Origin of the sequence: Paenibacillus sp. MMO-177 (assembly GCF_037147795.1) — a bacterium.
GTDB lineage: Bacteria > Bacillota > Bacilli > Paenibacillales > Paenibacillaceae > Pristimantibacillus.
On sequence record NZ_JBBCUR010000002.1, the window covers coordinates 45,111 to 63,290 of the forward strand.

Here is an 18,180-nt window from a genome sequence, read left to right on the forward strand (position 1 = left end):
TCCCTTGTCCATTATTATTCTCGGCTGAATAAGCGCTTATGTGACGATAGGAGAAATGACGAATGGGATTAAACGGAATCTGGATAGCGGGACTTGCTATCTTGCTGCAGCAGCCTACGCAACCTGTACAGCCTCAGCAGCCTTATATTGTACCTGAACAATTAACCATTGAATTTCGCGGACAACCGCTTGCAAAGATCAAGCGGGAGGAGTACGGACTTCCTGGAACGTCCTTTCTGGATATCGGAAAATTCGATAAATTGCAGTCCAAACTGGAAAAAAGGATTAATGTACCGCCCGTCAACGCTTATATCGGGGAGATGGGGAACATTATACAGGAGCAATCCGGCTATAAGCTGGACCGTGATCGATTTGCCGAGCAATTCTACGGCTATTTCTTTAATAACGAGCCGTCAACCATAGATATCCCTTTGACCCATGTGTACGCGAAGGTGGACAGCGAATTGCTTGCCAGCATAAAGGAAAAAGCGATTGGCCACTATGTCACGTATTACAATAGCAATAATAAAAACCGTTCCCATAATATTTCCTTGGCGGCAAAAGCGATTTCCAATATCGTTGTTTTTCCCGGCGAGACGTTCTCGTTTAACCGCACAGTGGGACCAAGAACCGCCGAGAAGGGATATAGGAGTGCTCCGATTATTGTCCGGGGCGAATTGTCCGAAGGAGTAGGGGGAGGGATTTGTCAGGTATCTTCCACTTTATTTAATGCCATCGACAGTGCAGGGCTCAAAATCATTCAGCGGTACTCGCACAGCCGTCATGTGCCCTATGTAATGCCTGGCCGCGATGCGACGGTCAGCTGGGACGGACCGGATTTCGTATTCAAGAATCAATACAATCAGCCTATTCTGATCCGCGCTTTCGCCGGCAGCGGGCGTGTCTTTGTGTCCGTTTACTCGTCTGAGTTGATTGAGTACAAGCATCGTGATATTCCGAGCATGTCGAAGAAGCTTCCGGAGGAAGTCGCGTTCAAATCCCAGCGACATGACGTTAATGAAGGGACGGAGTTGCTTCCGTGATTAGAAAGTTAACAGCATTAATTATCTCGGTTGTTGTCAGTTCGTCCTTGCTGGCTGTGACGAGCGCGGCGGCTGAAGGGGAACGGGAAGCGCTTCAGGCTGCTTTTATCCGGGGCAACAATTTATGGCTGGCCATCGAAGAGATTCAGAAGCCGCTGACTAAGGAAGAATATATCCGGAGTCCTCAGTGGTCGAGTGACGGAAGATGGATGACCTTCCTCCGGGATGAGAACCGTCCTGAAGTATGGACCTATGAAGCCGCAACCGGCGGCATGCGCAGGCTGGGAGAAGGAACGAATGCCAAATGGGCTCCCAATGACTATCGATTGGCCATATTGTCGGGGAGAACGCTCAGCGTTATGTCTGCCGACAGGCCAAGCGACCATGCACAGAACCATGTTATGGAGAATGCAGGGGAGTTCTCGTGGCTGCCGGACGGCAGCGGACTGCTTGTATCGACGGCGGCGGAGCTGCGTCCGGAAGGAGGCTGGTCTCCAATTGAGCTGTATGTATTAAAGCCTAACGGTGCGGAAGGGGCATGGTCGAAGCAGTTGTTTTACCGGTTGCCACCCCAATCGGATGATTTTTTCGCGATTCAGACAAGCCCGTTTAAATGGTCACCGGACGGAAGATGGATTGCGTTTATTGCGAAGCCAACCGCTTCCTTTTCTGCGGATGCCAACACGTTAATCCTGCTGTCTTCGAATGGCCAAAGCTTTGTGAAAGCAGGTCAAATGTTAGGCTATAAGGATTGGTTTCAATGGGCGCCTTCAAACGGCCAGTTAGCCTTCATTGAAGGTACGGGCAGAGAAGCAACAACGAATAAGAAACTGACCATATTGGACGATATTCCATCGCTCAAGAAGCGTGTACTTACGCCTAACGGATATGCCGATAACGACTTTACTTGGGACCGCGAGGAAGCGATTATTGTATCCCGAAGGAAGGAAGCGGCCTGGTCGGGCGATGAAGAGGACAGATCACTGCCTCTGCTTGCCAAGGTCAATCTTCGTACCGGCCAGAGTAAAAATTTGACGCGAAGCATTAACGGCTATGGCGATTATGCGCCAACAATCATGAATAACGGAATGGTAGCTTTTGTACAGTCCGGTCAGGGCTCCGCGGAAGTAAAGCTGATCAAACCGGGTTCAAGACGGTCCTTGTCCTGGATCACGAAGCTGACCGTTGCCGAAGATTATTACGGCAGGGCCAACTGGGGCGAGATGATTGACTATTCGAAATAGAAATTGGCATGAGCGTAGATGCACAAGTGAACGAAAGGAGCTCCAATGACGGAGCTCTTCGTTCCTTGCTTCAACCATGGGCTTAACGGAATACCTAGCCAGTCGAAGGGCTGTTCGGAACATGGCCTTTTTGGTTGCGGTTCCGGTCCGTTGAGCCCGCCACATTATTTTCAGCTTCCAGCGAGTTGAACTGCAGTGCATGCATTTTACCTTGGAAAGAGCGTCGTTTATTATGCGACATATTTGTTATTCCTCCCTGCGATAGAATGGCGCCTACATCCTGTGGCCAAATTAGATTGCCCGCAGGCCGCGCCGAATATCGCTCGAAAAATCTTCTCTTTACACCATGACATGGATAGCCTATATTGAACCTGTCAGCATTTTTGTAAACGTCTTCATGGTTAAGGGCAAGATGGGCGTTTCGGCAATGAAGGATTGAGAAGGAGAGGTAGCAAATGGAGAACAGCAATAAATTCGCTTGGACCTGGAAAATCAAGGAGGAAATGCTTGAGGAATACGTAGCCATGCATTTGGCTCCTTGGCCTGAAATTATGGAAGAGCATTCGCGCGCGGGCATTCGGAATTATTCGATCTTCCAAAATGGCAACCAGTTTTTCTACTGCTTCGAATGCGATGATGTCGAGAGGGCGTTCGGCATTATAGCCGAAAGCGAGCCTTGCAACCGTTGGAACGCCATCACCTCGCAAATGGTGGAGGGTTCATTCGATTTCCGGGAAGCGGAACCGATCCGTCCGTTAAGAGAAGTCTTTTACCTGAAATAATCAAAATTAATCTGAAATAATGAATTGAACTTATCCGTGACTGCTTGACGCGATCTGGCGTTAAGCGGTCCTTTTTTGTTTCTGGAAGAGAGCGGCTTTGCAGAAAGTCGAAAATCGTCGTATTATAGATGAGGTGTCATTTTTATCGAGTTCGAGAGGAGCAGTTATACCATGAGCGAGTTGAGTCAATACGGTATTCAATTAACAGCACAAATCATACATGCTAAGCAATTCGAGAAAAAGATGAGGGGCTACAGCCAAGAGCAGGTGGATGAATTCCTCGACGAGATTATCAAGGATTACAGCCGCATGCAGGAGCTGATCGTAAAGTTTGAAGCTGATTTGGCGAACATACATAAAGAATTGATGAAGGATAAGGAAGCCTTCGATTACTTTATGATCAAACGCCGCTTGGAAGACCTCGAGCAGCGCGTATTCGGGGAAAAGAGAGAAACGCTTCGCCCGCGCGTATTCTAAATTGCATGGTGAACATTAAAAGCCGCTTCGCTCTAATTCGGTTAGAGCTTAAGCGGCTTTTTGTCTCTTTATTTTTTTATAAATTTAGGATACAACACAGGAGGTTGGAAGCCTCCCGGCGAATTGATCAATCATCAGACCTATTTGGGTGGTGATCGATCCCGCGTGGTTGCAAAACGTTTTATTAGCCTCCGTTCCAAGGTTCTTCTCTTCTCTATCGTGCTCACGGTGCTGCCCATCATTATCGTCAGCGGCTTCATGTATTATGAATCAGCCAAGGTGATCCGCAGCCAGGTGATTGCCATGAATCTGACCAACGCGAAACAAATATCGGAGACCCTGCATTTCATTATGAACGATGTCAACACCGTCTCGCTTAACCTCATCCAGAATCAAACGATTGCCTCCTACTTGAATACGGAGGACGCAAGAAAAAGGGAGCTTCTCTCGAAGCTGCTCGCGCTGCTGAATGAGCAGATGTTCAACAAGCCCTATATGTTCTCAATCTATTTGGAGGACCTCTCCGGCGATGGCGTCGATAATCGGGGAGCTATAAATGTGGTGACGGAAGCGATGTCCAAGAAAACGAAAGCGCTTGCAGGAAAAGAAAGCTGGTATTACGATACGTTAAACGTGCAGAACAAGCCGGTTAAGGTCATCTCTATGGTGAGGCAGCTAAGAGATATGAATCAGATAAGCCGACAGACCGGACTGGTCAAGATCAATATTCTAGAGAGCAGCATCAGGAGTTTATATAAGACGAAGCTTCAGCCTGGCAGCCTCTTCTATCTGCTCGACGAGAACGGGGTTATCCTTTCTGCATTAAACGATGAAGACATCGGGACCGAGCTGGACTCCGGACAATTCAAGCTTGCTTCAAAGCGGAACAATGAAGGCTACTATAATACTAATGTCGGTGGCGAGTCTTATCTTGCGATTTATTACAGGCTTGAGGATTGGGACTGGGAGATCGTCGAGCTGACCCCAAATGCCTGGATTGCCAAGCCAGGCAATGTCATCAAGTGGGTGACGGTTTACTCCATCCTGATCGGACTTCTCATATGCGGCGTGTTTATTGCCCTGTTTGCCTCGCGCGTGCTAAAGCCTCTCAAGCAGATCAAAGGATTAATGAAGCAGGTAGAGCGGGAAAATTTCAATCTGGAAATGAAAGTGACCGGCAATGACGAAATCGCCTCCTTGGCCCGCAGCTTCAACCAAATGTCTCATAGGCTCAACGAGCTGATCAATGAAGTGCATGTGTCCAACATCAAGCAGAAGGAAGCGGAGCTGAAGGTGCTGGAGGAGCAGATTAATCCGCATTTTCTATACAATACGCTGGATTTGATCTATTGGATGAGCAGGATGGAGCAGGCGTTCGAGACCTCCACTATGATTAACTCGCTGTCCCAGCTATTCCGCATCGGGCTTAATCGCGGCAGCAGATATACGACTGTAGCCAAAGAGGTTGAACATATCCGCCATTATATCCAGATTCAGCAGAAGCGTTACGAGGAGACTATTACCTTTACAATAGAAGTTGCTGACGACACACTGGCTTGCCCTGTAACCAAAATGGTTCTTCAACCGATTGTGGAAAATGCGATTCGGCATGGCATTGAAGCACAAGGCGGAAACGGGCGGGTCGCCATCGTGATCGACCATGAGGGTGATGAGTTGATCTATCGGGTAAGCGATGATGGCGCGGGAACGGATGAGACGATTATTCAAGCCCGTCTCCGTGATGCCGTCTCGGAGGAAACGGGACTTGGCCTTCGTAACATTCATGACCGGATCCGACTCAATTACGGCAGCCGCTTTGGTGTCGAATTTCACAGCGAGCTGCACCGCGGAACGACTGTAACGGTACGGCAACCTTACGAGAAAGGGATGGCTCAGGATGCTTAAGGTGATGCTGGTCGACGATGATCGAATTGTCCGCAAGGGGATTATGACGTCCATTTCGTGGGAGGAGCATGGTATTGCGTTCACCTTGGAAGCCAGGAATGGCCAAGAGGCATGGAATATGCTGCAGGAGCATCGAGTTGACCTAATCTTGAGCGACATTAAGATGCCTGTCATGTCCGGTATCGAATTAGCCAGACGGGTTAGAAACGAACGGCCGGACGTTGAAATGGTGCTGCTTAGCGGCTATGAGGATTTTCAATATGCGAAAGAGGCGATGGCAATCGGTGTCAGGCATTATCTGCTCAAGCCGGTTTTGGCAGAGAAGCTCGTCTTGACGTTGACGGAAATACGCGAGCAGCAGCACTGCAAAAGAATAGCCGAACAGGGCGAGCGGTACCGGAACATGTTGATCAATGAGCATAAGCCGCAGATGCGCTCCAAATTGATGTATGAACTAATCGGAGGAAAGACAGTCGGCGATGAGCTGCTTCAGAAAGCGACGGCCTTGCAGATTCCTTTAAGAGGGCCCCGTTATCAATTGGCCGTAATTGAATTGGATGCTGTGGATGATGCCGCGGTACCTGCGGCGGCAGAGATGGAGGAACGCAAATTTTTTGCGTGCTTAAATATTGCCGAGGAAACGATGATTGACTGGTTCCCAGGTTTTCTTAGCTTGCATAAGTCGGGGAGAATGGTCCTTCTAGCCAATATTTCCGGGGCCGATACGGTGCTTGATGCTTGTAAAGCGATTCAAGCTAATCTAAAGCGCTTCTTAAAATTATCCGTATCTGTCGGGATTGGCGAACCGGTTGATAGCTTAGAGAGCATCGCATGCAGCTATCAATCGGCGTGCCGCGCTTTATCCCGGAAGAGCCTTCAAGGGAAAAACGAAGTGATCGACTGGACTGAGCCCATATGGGAGGCTTCAACTAAAAAACATGCCATGCAAATCGAGCCTGCGCTTACCGGTCATTCGCCCAAAATCGTAAAAGAAGCAATTCTCTATATGACCAAGAATTACGGCCAGCCGATTGGATTAAACGAGGTAGCGTCTCAAGTCTGCGTCACGCCTGCCCATCTGAGCAAAGTATTCAAGGAGGAGATGGGGGTTAATTTCATCAAATGGCTGAACCATCTGCGTATGGAGGAAGCGAAGAAGCTGCTGCGCCATACTTGGATGAAGACGTATGAGGTTGCCGACCGGGTAGGCTATCCGGATTACAAATATTTTTCCATGATGTTCAAACGGCATACCGGCTTGTCGCCAAGAGACTACCGGAATCAATAGTAATTCCCATTCTTCTTCCGCGAAAAGAGGGATTGACGTGTTCCGAGCTTCGCAGCTAGCCCCGATCATTTGCTGCATAAGCCTGTTTCTAGGAGGCTGTGCCGGCTTACCTTATTCGTTTGAATCCGATAGCGATACTCTGGCATCATTCGATCAGAACCCAAATATCACTTTAACGCTGGCGCATTCATGGACGGCAACCTCCACAACCGCAGTCGATATGGTTCACCGATCTCTCGTCGAGCGTTTTATTCAGGATAACCCTTCGATTACGCTAAACGAGGATATTCTCGACAATGCATCGCTCAAGGTGAAGATAAAAACGCTTGCCGCGGCCAATGCGCTTCCGGATGTGTTCATGATGCTTGGCTCCGATGCAAAAATGCTGCTGGACAACCGTCTGATCATGCCGGTCGATCAGCTGCTGGAGCAGGATCCCGAATGGAATAAAGGCTTTCGGCCGGATTCGTTCGACGATTTCCGATTCGGCGGGATCACTGCCGGAATACCGATGCAAATGACGCTGACGTCGGTCATTTACTATAATGCGGATATTTTTAAGCGGGCAGGCTATTCGTCTTTCCCATCAACTTGGGAGGATTTCATGGATGCCATCCCTCGGATCCGGGCACTTGGCATTATCCCGATTTCGATGGGAAACAAGGATCAATGGGTGGCAGGCTCTTGTCTGCTTAGTGCGCTTGGCGACCGGTTTACAGGCACACCATGGTTTGACAGCATTGCGAACCGTACGGGTGCTTCGTTCACAGACGCGTCATTCGTTCGTGCGTTAGAAGCGGTCAAGCAGCTTTCGAAGGCAGGAGCCTTCAATGAAGACATGAATCGGCTCGATAATTTTCAGCAGCGCGAGGCCTATTACAAAGGCAAGGCCGCAATGTTCATGGAAGGAGGCTGGGCGGTTTCTTCCGTTATTACAGATGCGCCCCCGTCCATTCTGGAACAGACGCATTTGGCTGTTCTGCCGCAGGTTCCTGGAGGACTAGGCGAAGCGATGTCTTCGTCCGGCGGCTCCGGCTGGGCATTTGCTCTGAATGCCAATCTGAAAGGGGAAAAGCTGCAGGCGGCCGTTAAGCTGGTAAAGGAGCTGACTGGCGATACCGCGGCGAATGAGATGGCAGCGAAAGGGGATATCTCTGGCTCCTATGCGACCATCCGCGATCAAACCGAACCGTCCTTATTCAGCGAGTACCTCGTCTTGCTGGACGGCGTCCAGCTTACGCCGGTATACGATGTGAGGCTGCCGCCTGAAGTCGTTCAGGAATTGAATAATGAACTTCAACAGCTGATACGGCCGGGTTCTACGCTTTCTCCCTATGAAGCCGCAAGCAAGATTGAAGCCGCATACCGTTACGACCGTTATTCGCCGGAAGGCGAATAACTTTTTTTTTTTTTGACGGCGATAGCCTTTTCACCTTGTATCCTGCTTATGTGCATGGTGCAGAGGAACACGAAAAACTAGATATAATCACAAAAATATAGGGATTATCGCTCCCTCGAGCGGCCTTTATAGTTATAAATGTAAGCGATTACTTTTCATGAAAAATAAAGCGGAAAGGGGTATGGGGGAGCAAAAGGAAAGACGGCTTGACAGGTTCTGAACGAGGGATGATCATCATTCAACGATTGGAGAGGTCCTATGAAAAAGAGAGCGATAACCGCTGCGCTGTTAGCCTTGCTGATGTCAGTCTCGATGCTTGCCGCATGTACCAATTCCCAAAATTCACCGCCTAAGGAAACAACACAGAACAAGCCTACGGATAAGCCTGCAGATAAGCCGACGGCAACTCCCGAAGGACAGAAGGAAGACGATTCCGCGTCTAATAATGCCAAGGAGACCCCGCGGAACGAGACGCTTTATATCAGCGGCCTGCAGTGGGGGGCGCCAACGAACTTCAACCTGCTTAGCGGCAACCCGGCGTTCCCGATCAACTACGGGAACTCGCGCGAGCTGGTTTACGAAACGTTGTTCATGATTAACATGAACGACGGCAAGCTGGAGCCGCTGCTCGGTTCCAACTATTCCTGGACGGACGATAAAACGCTGCGCATCGAGCTGAATAAGGATGCCAAATGGAGCGATGGAACACCTTTCACTTCAGATGACGTCGTGTACACGTATAAGCTTGGCCAGAAGTACAAAATCAACTGGAGCAGCTATTGGGACTATATTCAGGATGTAACGGCCGATGGACCAAACGCGGTCAATATCGTACTGAATCCGGCCAACCCGAATAAGCTGACCGTTACCGAAAGTATCGAGATGATCCCGATGCTTCCGAAGCATGTATGGGAAGCGATTGAATCCAAAGCGAATAACGATCTGGCAGAAATCCGCAAGGAATTCAACGAAAACCCGATCGGCAGCGGACCGTACAAATTGTATTTCTATAACGATCAAAAAATTACAGTCGTACGCGATGACAACTATTGGGGCAAAGCATTGTTCGGCAAGCTGCCGGCGCCTAAATATATCACTCACGTCATTTATAAAGATAATGCCGCAGGCGATCTTGCCTTCAAGAATGGCCAAGTAGACGTCTCGCAGCAGTTCACGCCTCAAGTGTGGAAAATGTGGGAGGGCGGCGCACCGGTCAAAACCTATCTGAAGGACGCGCCGTATTATCTGCCGGGCTCCATGCCTTCGATCTTCTTTAACATTTCGAAAAAGGGACTCGACCAGGCTGATGTTCGCAAAGCGATTGCTATGGCCATCGACTACAAAAAAATATCGCAGCTGGCCATGAGCGGCTATTCGGCCGATATGAAGCCGTCGCTAACGCTCGATACACCGGCTGAATCGCAGATGGTCGATCAGGACGCGATCAAGTCGCTCCAATGGACGACTGATATCGATGCTGCCAATAAGCTGCTCGACAGTATCGGCGCGAAGAAAGGCAAGGACGGTATCCGCGTATTAAACGGCGTTCGTCTTGGACCTTTCGACGTGGAATGCCCGTATGGCTGGTCGGACTGGAACGCGGCGCTTGAGATCGTAGCGCAAAGCGCGAAAGCAATCGGGATCGAGATCCGGACCAAATTCCCTGAAGCGCCGGTATGGACGAATGATCTGCAGACCGGCAAGTTTGACATCATTATGAATACGCCTTCCGGCAACGTAACGCCAAGCAACCCTTGGAACCGCGCTAGAACGATCATGTACTCCAAAGGCGTGGCGCCGGTCGGAGAGATGGCATTCTGGAACTGGGGCCGCTACAAAAACGACAGAGCCGATCAAATCATCGATAAAATTCCGACGGTAGACGGCGCCGAAGCGAAGTCCCTGTACACGGAGCTGACTCAAATTTGGCTGAAAGACGTACCGTCTATTCCGCTTATGTATCGTCCTTGGGTGTTCTATACCGTCAATGAGTCCGTGTGGAAGGGCTTCCCTGTAGACGGGGACGGCAGCAACATTCCTCCGCAAATCGCGATGGACGGGGCAGGCATTCGAGCCTTGTATCAAATTACGAATTAATCCCGTCTGGGCCTGTATTGGGGTATCCCCGGTATAGGCCCTCATTGACAAAATCCTTTTACGGAGGTGAGTTCCGTTTGAATGCTTATACCCGATATTTCGTGAAAAAATCCGGCTGGTATCTTCTGACGCTGCTCATTGCGCTTATCTTGAATTTCATGCTTCCTAGATTAATAGAAGGCAATCCCGTCAGTACGATAGCTTCGCAAGTATCGCAAGGGATGACGGACAGCGATTCCATCAAAAAGGTTTACGACAATTTCATGAAGGAATTTGGCGTTGATAAGCCCATCATCGTTCAGTTCGGCATCTATTTGAAGAAATTGTTCATGGGCGATCTTGGTACATCATTCGGATTGTATCCGCGGAAAGTGTCAAACATCCTGGCTTCCGCCGTGCCTTGGACGGTTGGTCTGCAGCTTCCGGCTATTCTGGTCGGCTGGATTCTGGGTAATGTGCTCGGCGCGGTAGCGGCATACCGGAAAGGGGTATTTGATCGAGCGCTGTTCCCGGTGGCCTTGTTCGTCAACTCAATCCCCTTTTTCACGCTCGCCATCATCATGCTCTACTTATTCGGCATTACGCTGAAATGGTTCCCGCTGTCGGGAGGCTATGATTTTCAGATGGTACCGCATCTAAGCTGGGACTTCTTCTTGTCGGTCGTCCGTCATCATACTCTTCCTTTCCTATCGATCGTGCTTGTGACGATTGGGGGACAAGCGATCGGAATGCGGGAGATGTCCATCTACGAGCTGAATTCCGATTATGTGCTCTACAGCAAGCTGCTCGGAATACGGGATTCACGTGTCGCACGTTATGTATTCAAGAATGCGATGCTGCCGCAAATTACGGGCCTCGCTCTGTCAATCGGGACAATGGTCGGCGGATCCCTGATCTGCGAGATCGTCTTCAGCTATCCGGGTATCGGAACATGGCTGTTTACCGCAATCCGTCAGCTGGATTATCCGCTGATCTCCGGATGCACACTGCTCATTGCCATAACCGTATTGCTTGCGAATTTTACGATCGAAATCATTTACGGTATCGTAGATCCGCGCATTAAAGCAGCACAGATGGAGGAGAACTGATATGGCGCATTCGATGGGCATTCTAATGCGATCCCCGAAGTTTTTGCTGGGCGCGATCACAACCGCATTAATGATTCTACTGGTGATTGTTTATCCCATGATTAATCGGAGCGACCCGCTGGCCATGATGGCGCTTGCTTTCCAGCCGCCGGGCAACGGCTTATTGCTGGGATCGGATAATTTCGGAAGAGATTTGTTTCTGGAGCTTGTCTATGGCATTCGCACGTCCATCATGGTGGGATTGGTAGCCGGGATTGTGGCTACGGTGATCGGACTCTTCTTCGGATTGGCATCCGGCTATATCGGCGGCCTGATCGATAATATTCTTACAGCTGTGACCAATATGTTCATCGTTATTCCTTCATTTATCATTCTTATTCTCATATCCGTCAGCCTGAACTCCCGCAGCTCGCTCATCGTGGCGCTGATTATCGGCTTAACAAGCTGGCCGTGGACAGCTCGGGCCGTCAGGGCGCAGACAACCTCGCTTCGCAACCGGGACCATGTCAATATTGCGAAAATATCCGGACACAGCACACCCCGGATCATTCTGTTTGAAATATTGCCGTATATTGCTTCTTATGTCGTTATGGCATTTATTTTGCAGGTCGCGTCCGGGATTCTGGCGGAAGCTTCCATCTCGATGCTTGGACTTGGGCCGTACAATACGATTTCGCTTGGCATTATTATGAACTGGGCGCTTGTGTTCGAGGCTCCGGTAGCCGGTGCCTGGTGGGCGTTTATCCCGGCTGCGTTTGCCATTGCGATTATTACGTTTTCCTTATACATGATGAATACGGGCATGGACGAAATCTTCAATCCCAAAATAAGGAGCTAGTCCTATGAGCGAACATGCACGCAAATTCGAAGCTGCGCAAGAGTCGGTGACGAAGCGGAATATTTTGGAAGTGCAGGAGCTGAAGACGTATTATAAAACAAGGCTTAAAGAAAACGTATATGCCGTGGATGGCGTAACCTTTGCCATTGAAGAGGGCAAGACGCTAGGCATTGCCGGTGAATCAGGCTGCGGCAAGTCGACGCTGGCGTTAAGCTTGATGGGATTTTATTTTCCCCCGCTTCATTATGGCAGCGGTTCAATCAAGGTGAATGACATCGATATTATGAAGCTGAGCAAAGACCAGCTGAGAAAAATGATTTTGGGCCGGGAAATTGCCTATATTCCGCAGGCTGCCATGAATGCGCTCAATCCGACTCTAAAGATCATTCATTTCATTGAGGATATGATGAAGGAGCATCGGCCGGAGCTGACTAAACAGCAAGTCTACGAAATGGCAGCCGAGCGGTTTACGATGCTGCATCTTTCACCGGATGTGTTGAAATCTTATCCGAATGAGCTCTCCGGAGGAATGAAGCAGCGAACGGTCATTGCGATCTCGACTATTCTTAACCCGAAGGTGCTTGTAGCCGATGAGCCGACTTCCGCGCTCGACGTCACGTCGCAGAAAGCGGTCATTCGCCTTCTTAAGGAGCTGCTGGATAAGAAGCTAATTCAATCGCTTGTCTTCATTACTCACGAGCTGCCGCTGCTATACCACGTCACCGACGATATTATGGTCATGTATGCAGGCGAGATCGTGGAACGGGGAACGGCGCATCAGATGATATTCGACCCGATTCATCCTTATACGAAAAGGTTGATGGGGTCCATCATCGTGCCGGAGGAAGGGATGAAGGAGCATAAACTGGCGGCCATTCCGGGGGCTCCACCGAATTTGAAGCATGTTATTGAGGGATGCCGATTCGCGGACCGTTGTACCTTCGCGACGGACGCGTGCCGAAACGGCAAGATCGGCAATCGCCATTCAGGTGACCGGGTATATCGCTGCATCTTTGATGTAGACACCTTGAAAGGGTGGTATGCGAATGAAGAAAGGTGAAGTATTGCTGCAAGGAACAAATGTCACGAAGGAATTCGGCTACGGGAAGAAAACCAAGTTGGCGGTTAATGAGGTCGACTTCGCCTTCCATGAGGGCGAGATTGTCTCCATCGTCGGCGAGAGCGGAAGCGGCAAAACAACTTTAGCGAAAATCGTAATGGGTCTCCTGAAGGAGACCAACGGTACGATCACCTATAAGGGCCAAGCACGACAGCTCCGCAATCATGCCGAGCGCAAGAAATATTGGAAGGATATTCAGGCGATCTTCCAGGACCCTTTCTCATCGTTCAATATGTTCCATAAGGTCGAGAAGCTGCTGCTGGACTGCATTTCCCTGCGTGGATTGAAGCTGGCCAAGGATGAGCAGTTCAACAAGATGAAAGAAGCTTGCTCGTTCGTTAATTTGAAATTCGAGGAGCTGCATAATAAATATCCGTTTGAGCTGTCGGGCGGGCAGATGCAGCGTCTGATGATCGCCCGGATCTTTATGCTTCATCCGAAAATTCTGATCGCCGACGAGCCGACTTCCATGATCGATGCGTGCTCGAGGTCGACCATTCTTGATATGCTGCTAAAGCTGCGCAGCGAGAATAACATGACGATCATCTTTATCACCCACGATGTAGGGCTGGCTTATTATGTCAGCGATACGATCTATATTATGGAGAAGGGGCAGATCGTCGAATCCGGTGAAGCCGAAGAGGTTATCATCAATCCGAAGCACAAGTATACCCAACAGCTGATCTCCGACGTGCCGAAAATTCATGAGTCTTGGAATTTGGCATAACCGCAAAATGCAGGACAAAGCACGCACGTGCTTATGTCCTGCTTTTTTTTTAGGGAAAAAGTACAAAGGTTTAAACAAACCTCAAAATATATTTTATTTTTACACGAAAAAGGCATAGACATACGAACATTCGTACCCTTAAAATAGGAATGTATTTCCATTTCCATGATTCTCCAATTCAGGGAGGGGTCAATTCAAATGCAGGACATGATTCACATTTACGAAGGCTGGACCAATGCCAGTCCGGAGGAAGCCGGTTTCGATAGACAACATCTTCGCCGTCTCGACGATCATTATGCTTCCATTATCGGAAACGGTACGATTCAGGCCGCAAGTTACATCATCGCAAGAAAAGGAAAGGTTTTCGCGCAGAAATCGCTTGGCAAGCTCCGCCACGAGGAAGGCAGCGCCGATCTCCTGCCCGATTCCATTCGGAAGATATACTCGATTACGAAAGTATTTACGGCAGTTGCGATTCACCAGCTGGTAGACCGGGGGAAAATCTTCCTGACGGAATCCGTCAGCCGGGTCCTGCCCGAATTCGATAACGATAAGCACCGCAACATTACGATTTTCCAGCTGCTCACCCATACATCCGGCCTCCAGGGAGATCCTGGCTTTTATCAGGAGCCTTACGGTCTTCCGTGGTACGAATGGATGGCGCGTGAAGCGAAGGAAGCCTATCCGCATGTCAATTGGCTGCAGGTTGTGATCTCCGGTCCCATGCAGCGCATGCCGGGCAAGGAATGGATCTATTGCTCAAGCGGTTATGCCGTATTGGGCGAGATTATCGCCAGGGTATCCGGCAAGTCCTACGAACAATACATACACGATGAGATTCTGGTACCGCTGGGCTTAACGAATACTTTCTTTAAGGTGCCCGAGGGACAACGGGACTTCGTATGCTGTACGAATGATTGGGAGAAAAGAGAAATTTACGAGCCTCGCGAGCGGATGGCGGACATGCCAAACGTCGCAGGCAACGGTCTATATTCGACGCTTGAGGACTTGTGGAAGTTCGGGCAGATGATGCTGGACGGCGGAACGGGGAACGGCAACCGCGTGTTGTCCAAACGTTCCGTTGAGCTGCAAACGGTCAATCATTTGCATGGCTTAACGAGCAGGGGCTGGGGCAATCTTCACACGGATTTCAAATACGGGTTAGGCTGGTCGGTGGATCATTTTGATCTGGCAAGCAAAGGAACCTTCTCGCATGAAGGCTACGGTCACTGCGGCTTATATGTGGATCCTGTGGAGGAATTGGTATTTGCTTTCTTGGTTCCAAGCCATAAGGGCTTCACGAACGAATCGGTTGTTACCCCGCGGGCTATCGTCTGGTCGGGTTTGGAATAATAATTAGCCTTTTAATGGAGGGATGCCCATGTCAACATCGGGTGTGTATACGGCAATACAACCGCAGGAGACCGGATTTGATCCGGATGCGCGGCTTCGGCTGGAGGAGCATTTCAAGTCGCTTATTGAACAGAACAAGATTCAAAGCGCGGCTTATCTCCTCTCGTCAAATGGAATGGTATTCGCAAAAGGCGCCTTCGGACAGCTCAAATACACGGAACCCGATTCGGTCTACAAGGACGACACGATCCGCAGGATCGCATCGGTAACGAAGCTGTTCACCGCAACTGCGATCTTCCAGCTGGTCGAGCAAGGCAAGCTGTTTCTCAGGCAGTCGGTCTCGGAATGGATTGGGGAATTCAAAAATGCCACGTACGAGAAAATTCAAATCTGGCATCTGCTGACCCATACGTCAGGTCTTCAGGCGGATCCCGGTTACTTCCAGGAGCCTTATCCGAGAGGCTGGTGGGATATGCTGTTCGCCTTCGAGCCGGAGACGGAAGGGCCGGATGCCGTTACGGATCCGGAAGAGCTGGAAAAAGAGCGCCGCAGCCAGTGGATTCGTGCCCTCTTATCCGGCCAGCCGTTATCTGCGCCCGGCGTAGAATGGAGCTATTCGTCAGCCGGATTTAATGTCCTGGGCGAGATTGTATCCCGCGCAAGCGGAATTCCGTTTGAGCAGTATGTGATGGAGAAGATCGTAAAGCCGCTTGGCATGAACCGTACGTTCTTCGAAATTCCGGAGGAGCTGCTGGGCGAGGTATGCTGGATTAACGAGCATGAGGAGAACCGGGATACGAAGAAGCATGACCGCAAATACAGTCCCCAAAGAGCCGGAGGCGGCATGAATTCCACCTTGCACGACTTGTACCGATTTGGGCAGATGCTGCTTAACAACGGTACGCTCGACGGTGTCAAAATCTTATCCCGCAAGTCGGTAGAGAAGATGACCACGAATGTGCTGAACAGCGGGATTGAAGGCTTTTGCTGGGGTGGGCGAATCAAGAACTTTACTTACGGGCTTGGAGCTAGCCTGACCGGGCATGACGACTGGCTGCCCGTTGGCTCCTACGGCCATGAAGGGGCGGGACGCTGTAAATTTCTTGTCGATCCTCAGCATCAATCCGTCGTTGTATTCTTTGTGCCGTCCAACCTGGATTGGTGTCCGGAGTCGATTAGCGGCACGCAAAATATTATCGGCTCCGGCTGGCTGTGAAGCGGCTGAGCGCCGTCATAGCCGCGATCGGCTTCGCTACCTACAAGGAGTGGGCGGCGTTCCGGTCGCATATGGCGGCTTCGCTGCTAGTTGGTCCTGTCATGTTCCTGGTTCAGGTGTTTATCTGGAAAGCCGTATACCAGGGACATGACACTTTAAACGGTCTTACCTATCAACAGATGTTAACCTATTATGGCGTCGCTAGCTTAATACATTACATTTCGTTTGATTTCGCGGACTGGAACCTGCAGATGCTGGTGCGCAGCGGGAAGTTTGTCACCTTCGCCTTAAGGCCGCTGCCGCATTGGCTGTTCGCGCTTGCCCAGAAGATCGGACATCGCTCGCTTGCGGTTTGGGTTGAAGTGCTGCCCGTTCTTCTGTTGTTTATTTTTGTTTTTGGCGTAAATCTGCAGCCCGCGGCCCCGGGCTGGGCGGTCTTGTCGATTGCCTTCAGCTTCCTGATGAACTTTATGGTCAATTACTGCGTTGGTCTAACCGCCTTCTGGCTAATCCGGGCAGAAGGAATCCGGCGCGTGTTCCTGCTTCTGAAGGATATATGCGCGGGGGTGTTTATCCCGCTGTCCTTTTTCCCGGATGTGCTGCAGAAGATATTATTTTTCCTTCCTTTTCAGTTTATTACCTATTTGCCGACCAGAGTATACGGAGGCGACTATGAGCTTGCCGGCGTTCATTTGTCGCTGGCACAGGCGGTAGGCTTGCAAGCCGTCGCCGTTGCTGTTACTGCGCTAACCATGACCTTTCTATACAACGCTGCCATGCGGAGATTTACGGGGGTGGGCGTATGAGAGAGACCTTGTTTGGCGCTGTGCTGCGAACCAAATTTGCGGAGCAGATGGCGTATCGCAGCCATTTTATCATCAGTGTTCTGATGCTCGTTATCGGAGATCTGGTCGTTCCGCTGGTTACTTTGCTTGTGTATAAGTCCGGCGCTTCGTTTCCCGGTTGGACGATGCATGAGGCGCTGCTTATTCAAGCGGTGTTTGCTTTGTCGAAGGGAATCGCCTTTCCATTTTTCTTCGGAATGGTAGGCACAACGCTAGGCCATGTTCGCGAAGGAACCTTTGACCTTCTGCTGCTCCGGCCAAGACCCGTTATGCTTATGGCAATGATCACGGGCTTTGATCCGGATGATTTCGGCAGATTGTTCAGCGGAACGGTTCTGTTCGTATACGCTTTAAACGGAATGGAGATGCCCGGCTGGTGGGCGTGGCTTCAGTTCGGACTGCTGTTCCTGGCGTCGGTTACGATGTTATGCGCGGTATCCTTGTTCTTGTCGGGCATGTTGTTTCGCTGGGTCGGCAGCAGCCGGGTCTTCGATATTTTTGACGCTTTTACAAGCTTCGGCATGTATCCGGGAACCATCTTCTCGAAATCGCTGCAAAACGTATTAACTTACGTTCTTCCCGTAGGCTTGATCGCTTTTGTTCCTGCTGAAGCGCTGCTTGGCCGGACCGGCTGGGGAGGGCTATGGGCGCTGCTGCCGGCTGCCGGTTTCCTGCTGCTCGGGATGCTGTATTGGAACCGGATGCTGAAAGGTTATACAAGTGCCGGCGGCTAACGGCTAGCGGCAGAGATGAAGGGG

Annotated in this window: 17 protein-coding genes; 16 read left to right on the forward strand and 1 reads right to left on the reverse strand. The window is 50.3% G+C overall.

Going from position 1 to position 18,180, the window contains the following annotated elements:
- The first annotated feature begins 62 nt into the window (after window positions 1-62).
- Together WFK81_RS05895 and WFK81_RS05900 are read left to right on the forward strand one after the other, a co-directional pair.
- Window positions 63-1,043: a VanW family protein gene (locus WFK81_RS05895; protein WP_336785533.1), complete on the forward strand. Its 981-nt coding sequence runs from the start codon at window positions 63-65 to the stop codon at window positions 1,041-1,043.
- A complete protein-coding gene (locus WFK81_RS05900; RefSeq protein ID WP_336785534.1) occupies window positions 1,040-2,287 on the forward strand; it encodes a TolB family protein in 1,248 nt (415 codons plus the stop codon). The genes WFK81_RS05895 and WFK81_RS05900 overlap by 4 nt, the downstream gene beginning before the upstream one ends.
- Window positions 2,288-2,381: 94 nt before the next feature.
- Here the strand turns inward: WFK81_RS05900 and WFK81_RS05905 are convergent, their stop codons facing one another.
- Window positions 2,382-2,528 carry a hypothetical protein gene (locus tag WFK81_RS05905; RefSeq protein ID WP_165930719.1) on the reverse strand — a complete coding sequence of 49 codons (147 nt, stop codon included), beginning with the start codon at window positions 2,526-2,528 and terminating at the stop codon, window positions 2,382-2,384.
- Window positions 2,529-2,742: 214 nt separating this feature from the next.
- On the opposite strand from WFK81_RS05905, the gene WFK81_RS05910 reads away from it, so the two are divergent.
- The 14 genes from WFK81_RS05910 to WFK81_RS05975 all read left to right on the forward strand — a co-directional run bounded on the left by WFK81_RS05910 (window position 2,743) and on the right by WFK81_RS05975 (window position 18,156).
- Window positions 2,743-3,069, forward strand: a complete 327-nt coding sequence (locus WFK81_RS05910; protein ID WP_336785535.1) for an L-rhamnose mutarotase — start codon at window positions 2,743-2,745, stop codon at window positions 3,067-3,069.
- A gap of 171 nt (window positions 3,070-3,240) precedes the next feature.
- On the forward strand, window positions 3,241-3,546 hold the full coding sequence (locus WFK81_RS05915) for a DivIVA domain-containing protein (RefSeq protein WP_015844352.1): 306 nt from the start codon (window positions 3,241-3,243) through the stop codon (window positions 3,544-3,546).
- Window positions 3,547-3,711: 165 nt separating this feature from the next.
- A complete protein-coding gene (locus WFK81_RS05920) occupies window positions 3,712-5,451 on the forward strand; it encodes a sensor histidine kinase (RefSeq protein WP_336785536.1) in 1,740 nt (579 codons plus the stop codon).
- Complete coding sequence (locus WFK81_RS05925) at window positions 5,444-6,739, forward strand: response regulator (RefSeq protein ID WP_336785537.1); 1,296 nt, start codon at window positions 5,444-5,446, stop codon at window positions 6,737-6,739. Before WFK81_RS05920 ends, WFK81_RS05925 begins: the two co-directional genes overlap by 8 nt.
- Before the next feature lie 37 nt (window positions 6,740-6,776).
- Window positions 6,777-8,138 (forward strand): extracellular solute-binding protein, encoded by a 1,362-nt coding sequence (locus WFK81_RS05930; protein WP_336785538.1) that lies wholly within the window; start codon window positions 6,777-6,779, stop codon window positions 8,136-8,138.
- 258 nt (window positions 8,139-8,396) lie between these two features.
- Window positions 8,397-10,235, forward strand: coding sequence for an ABC transporter substrate-binding protein (locus WFK81_RS05935; protein ID WP_336785539.1), 1,839 nt, complete (start codon window positions 8,397-8,399; stop codon window positions 10,233-10,235).
- A gap of 77 nt (window positions 10,236-10,312) precedes the next feature.
- On the forward strand, window positions 10,313-11,323 hold the full coding sequence (locus WFK81_RS05940; RefSeq protein ID WP_336785540.1) for an ABC transporter permease: 1,011 nt from the start codon (window positions 10,313-10,315) through the stop codon (window positions 11,321-11,323).
- Window position 11,324: 1 nt separating this feature from the next.
- Window positions 11,325-12,161 carry an ABC transporter permease gene (locus WFK81_RS05945; RefSeq protein ID WP_336785541.1) on the forward strand — a complete coding sequence of 279 codons (837 nt, stop codon included), beginning with the start codon at window positions 11,325-11,327 and terminating at the stop codon, window positions 12,159-12,161.
- Between the two features lie 4 nt (window positions 12,162-12,165).
- On the forward strand, window positions 12,166-13,221 hold the full coding sequence (locus tag WFK81_RS05950; RefSeq protein ID WP_336785542.1) for an ABC transporter ATP-binding protein: 1,056 nt from the start codon (window positions 12,166-12,168) through the stop codon (window positions 13,219-13,221).
- Window positions 13,208-14,008 (forward strand): ABC transporter ATP-binding protein, encoded by an 801-nt coding sequence (locus tag WFK81_RS05955; RefSeq protein ID WP_336785543.1) that lies wholly within the window; start codon window positions 13,208-13,210, stop codon window positions 14,006-14,008. Before WFK81_RS05950 ends, WFK81_RS05955 begins: the two co-directional genes overlap by 14 nt.
- Before the next feature lie 198 nt (window positions 14,009-14,206).
- Window positions 14,207-15,361 (forward strand): serine hydrolase domain-containing protein, encoded by a 1,155-nt coding sequence (locus WFK81_RS05960; protein WP_336785544.1) that lies wholly within the window; start codon window positions 14,207-14,209, stop codon window positions 15,359-15,361.
- A gap of 28 nt (window positions 15,362-15,389) precedes the next feature.
- The gene (locus WFK81_RS05965; protein WP_336785545.1) at window positions 15,390-16,577 is read left to right on the forward strand and encodes a serine hydrolase domain-containing protein; all 1,188 of its coding nucleotides are present in this window, start codon (window positions 15,390-15,392) and stop codon (window positions 16,575-16,577) included.
- Window positions 16,574-17,383 (forward strand): ABC transporter permease, encoded by an 810-nt coding sequence (locus WFK81_RS05970; RefSeq protein WP_336785546.1) that lies wholly within the window; start codon window positions 16,574-16,576, stop codon window positions 17,381-17,383. Before WFK81_RS05965 ends, WFK81_RS05970 begins: the two co-directional genes overlap by 4 nt.
- Window positions 17,380-18,156, forward strand: a complete 777-nt coding sequence (locus WFK81_RS05975) for an ABC transporter permease (protein WP_336785547.1) — start codon at window positions 17,380-17,382, stop codon at window positions 18,154-18,156. The genes WFK81_RS05970 and WFK81_RS05975 overlap by 4 nt, the downstream gene beginning before the upstream one ends.
- Window positions 18,157-18,180 lie beyond the last annotated feature (24 nt).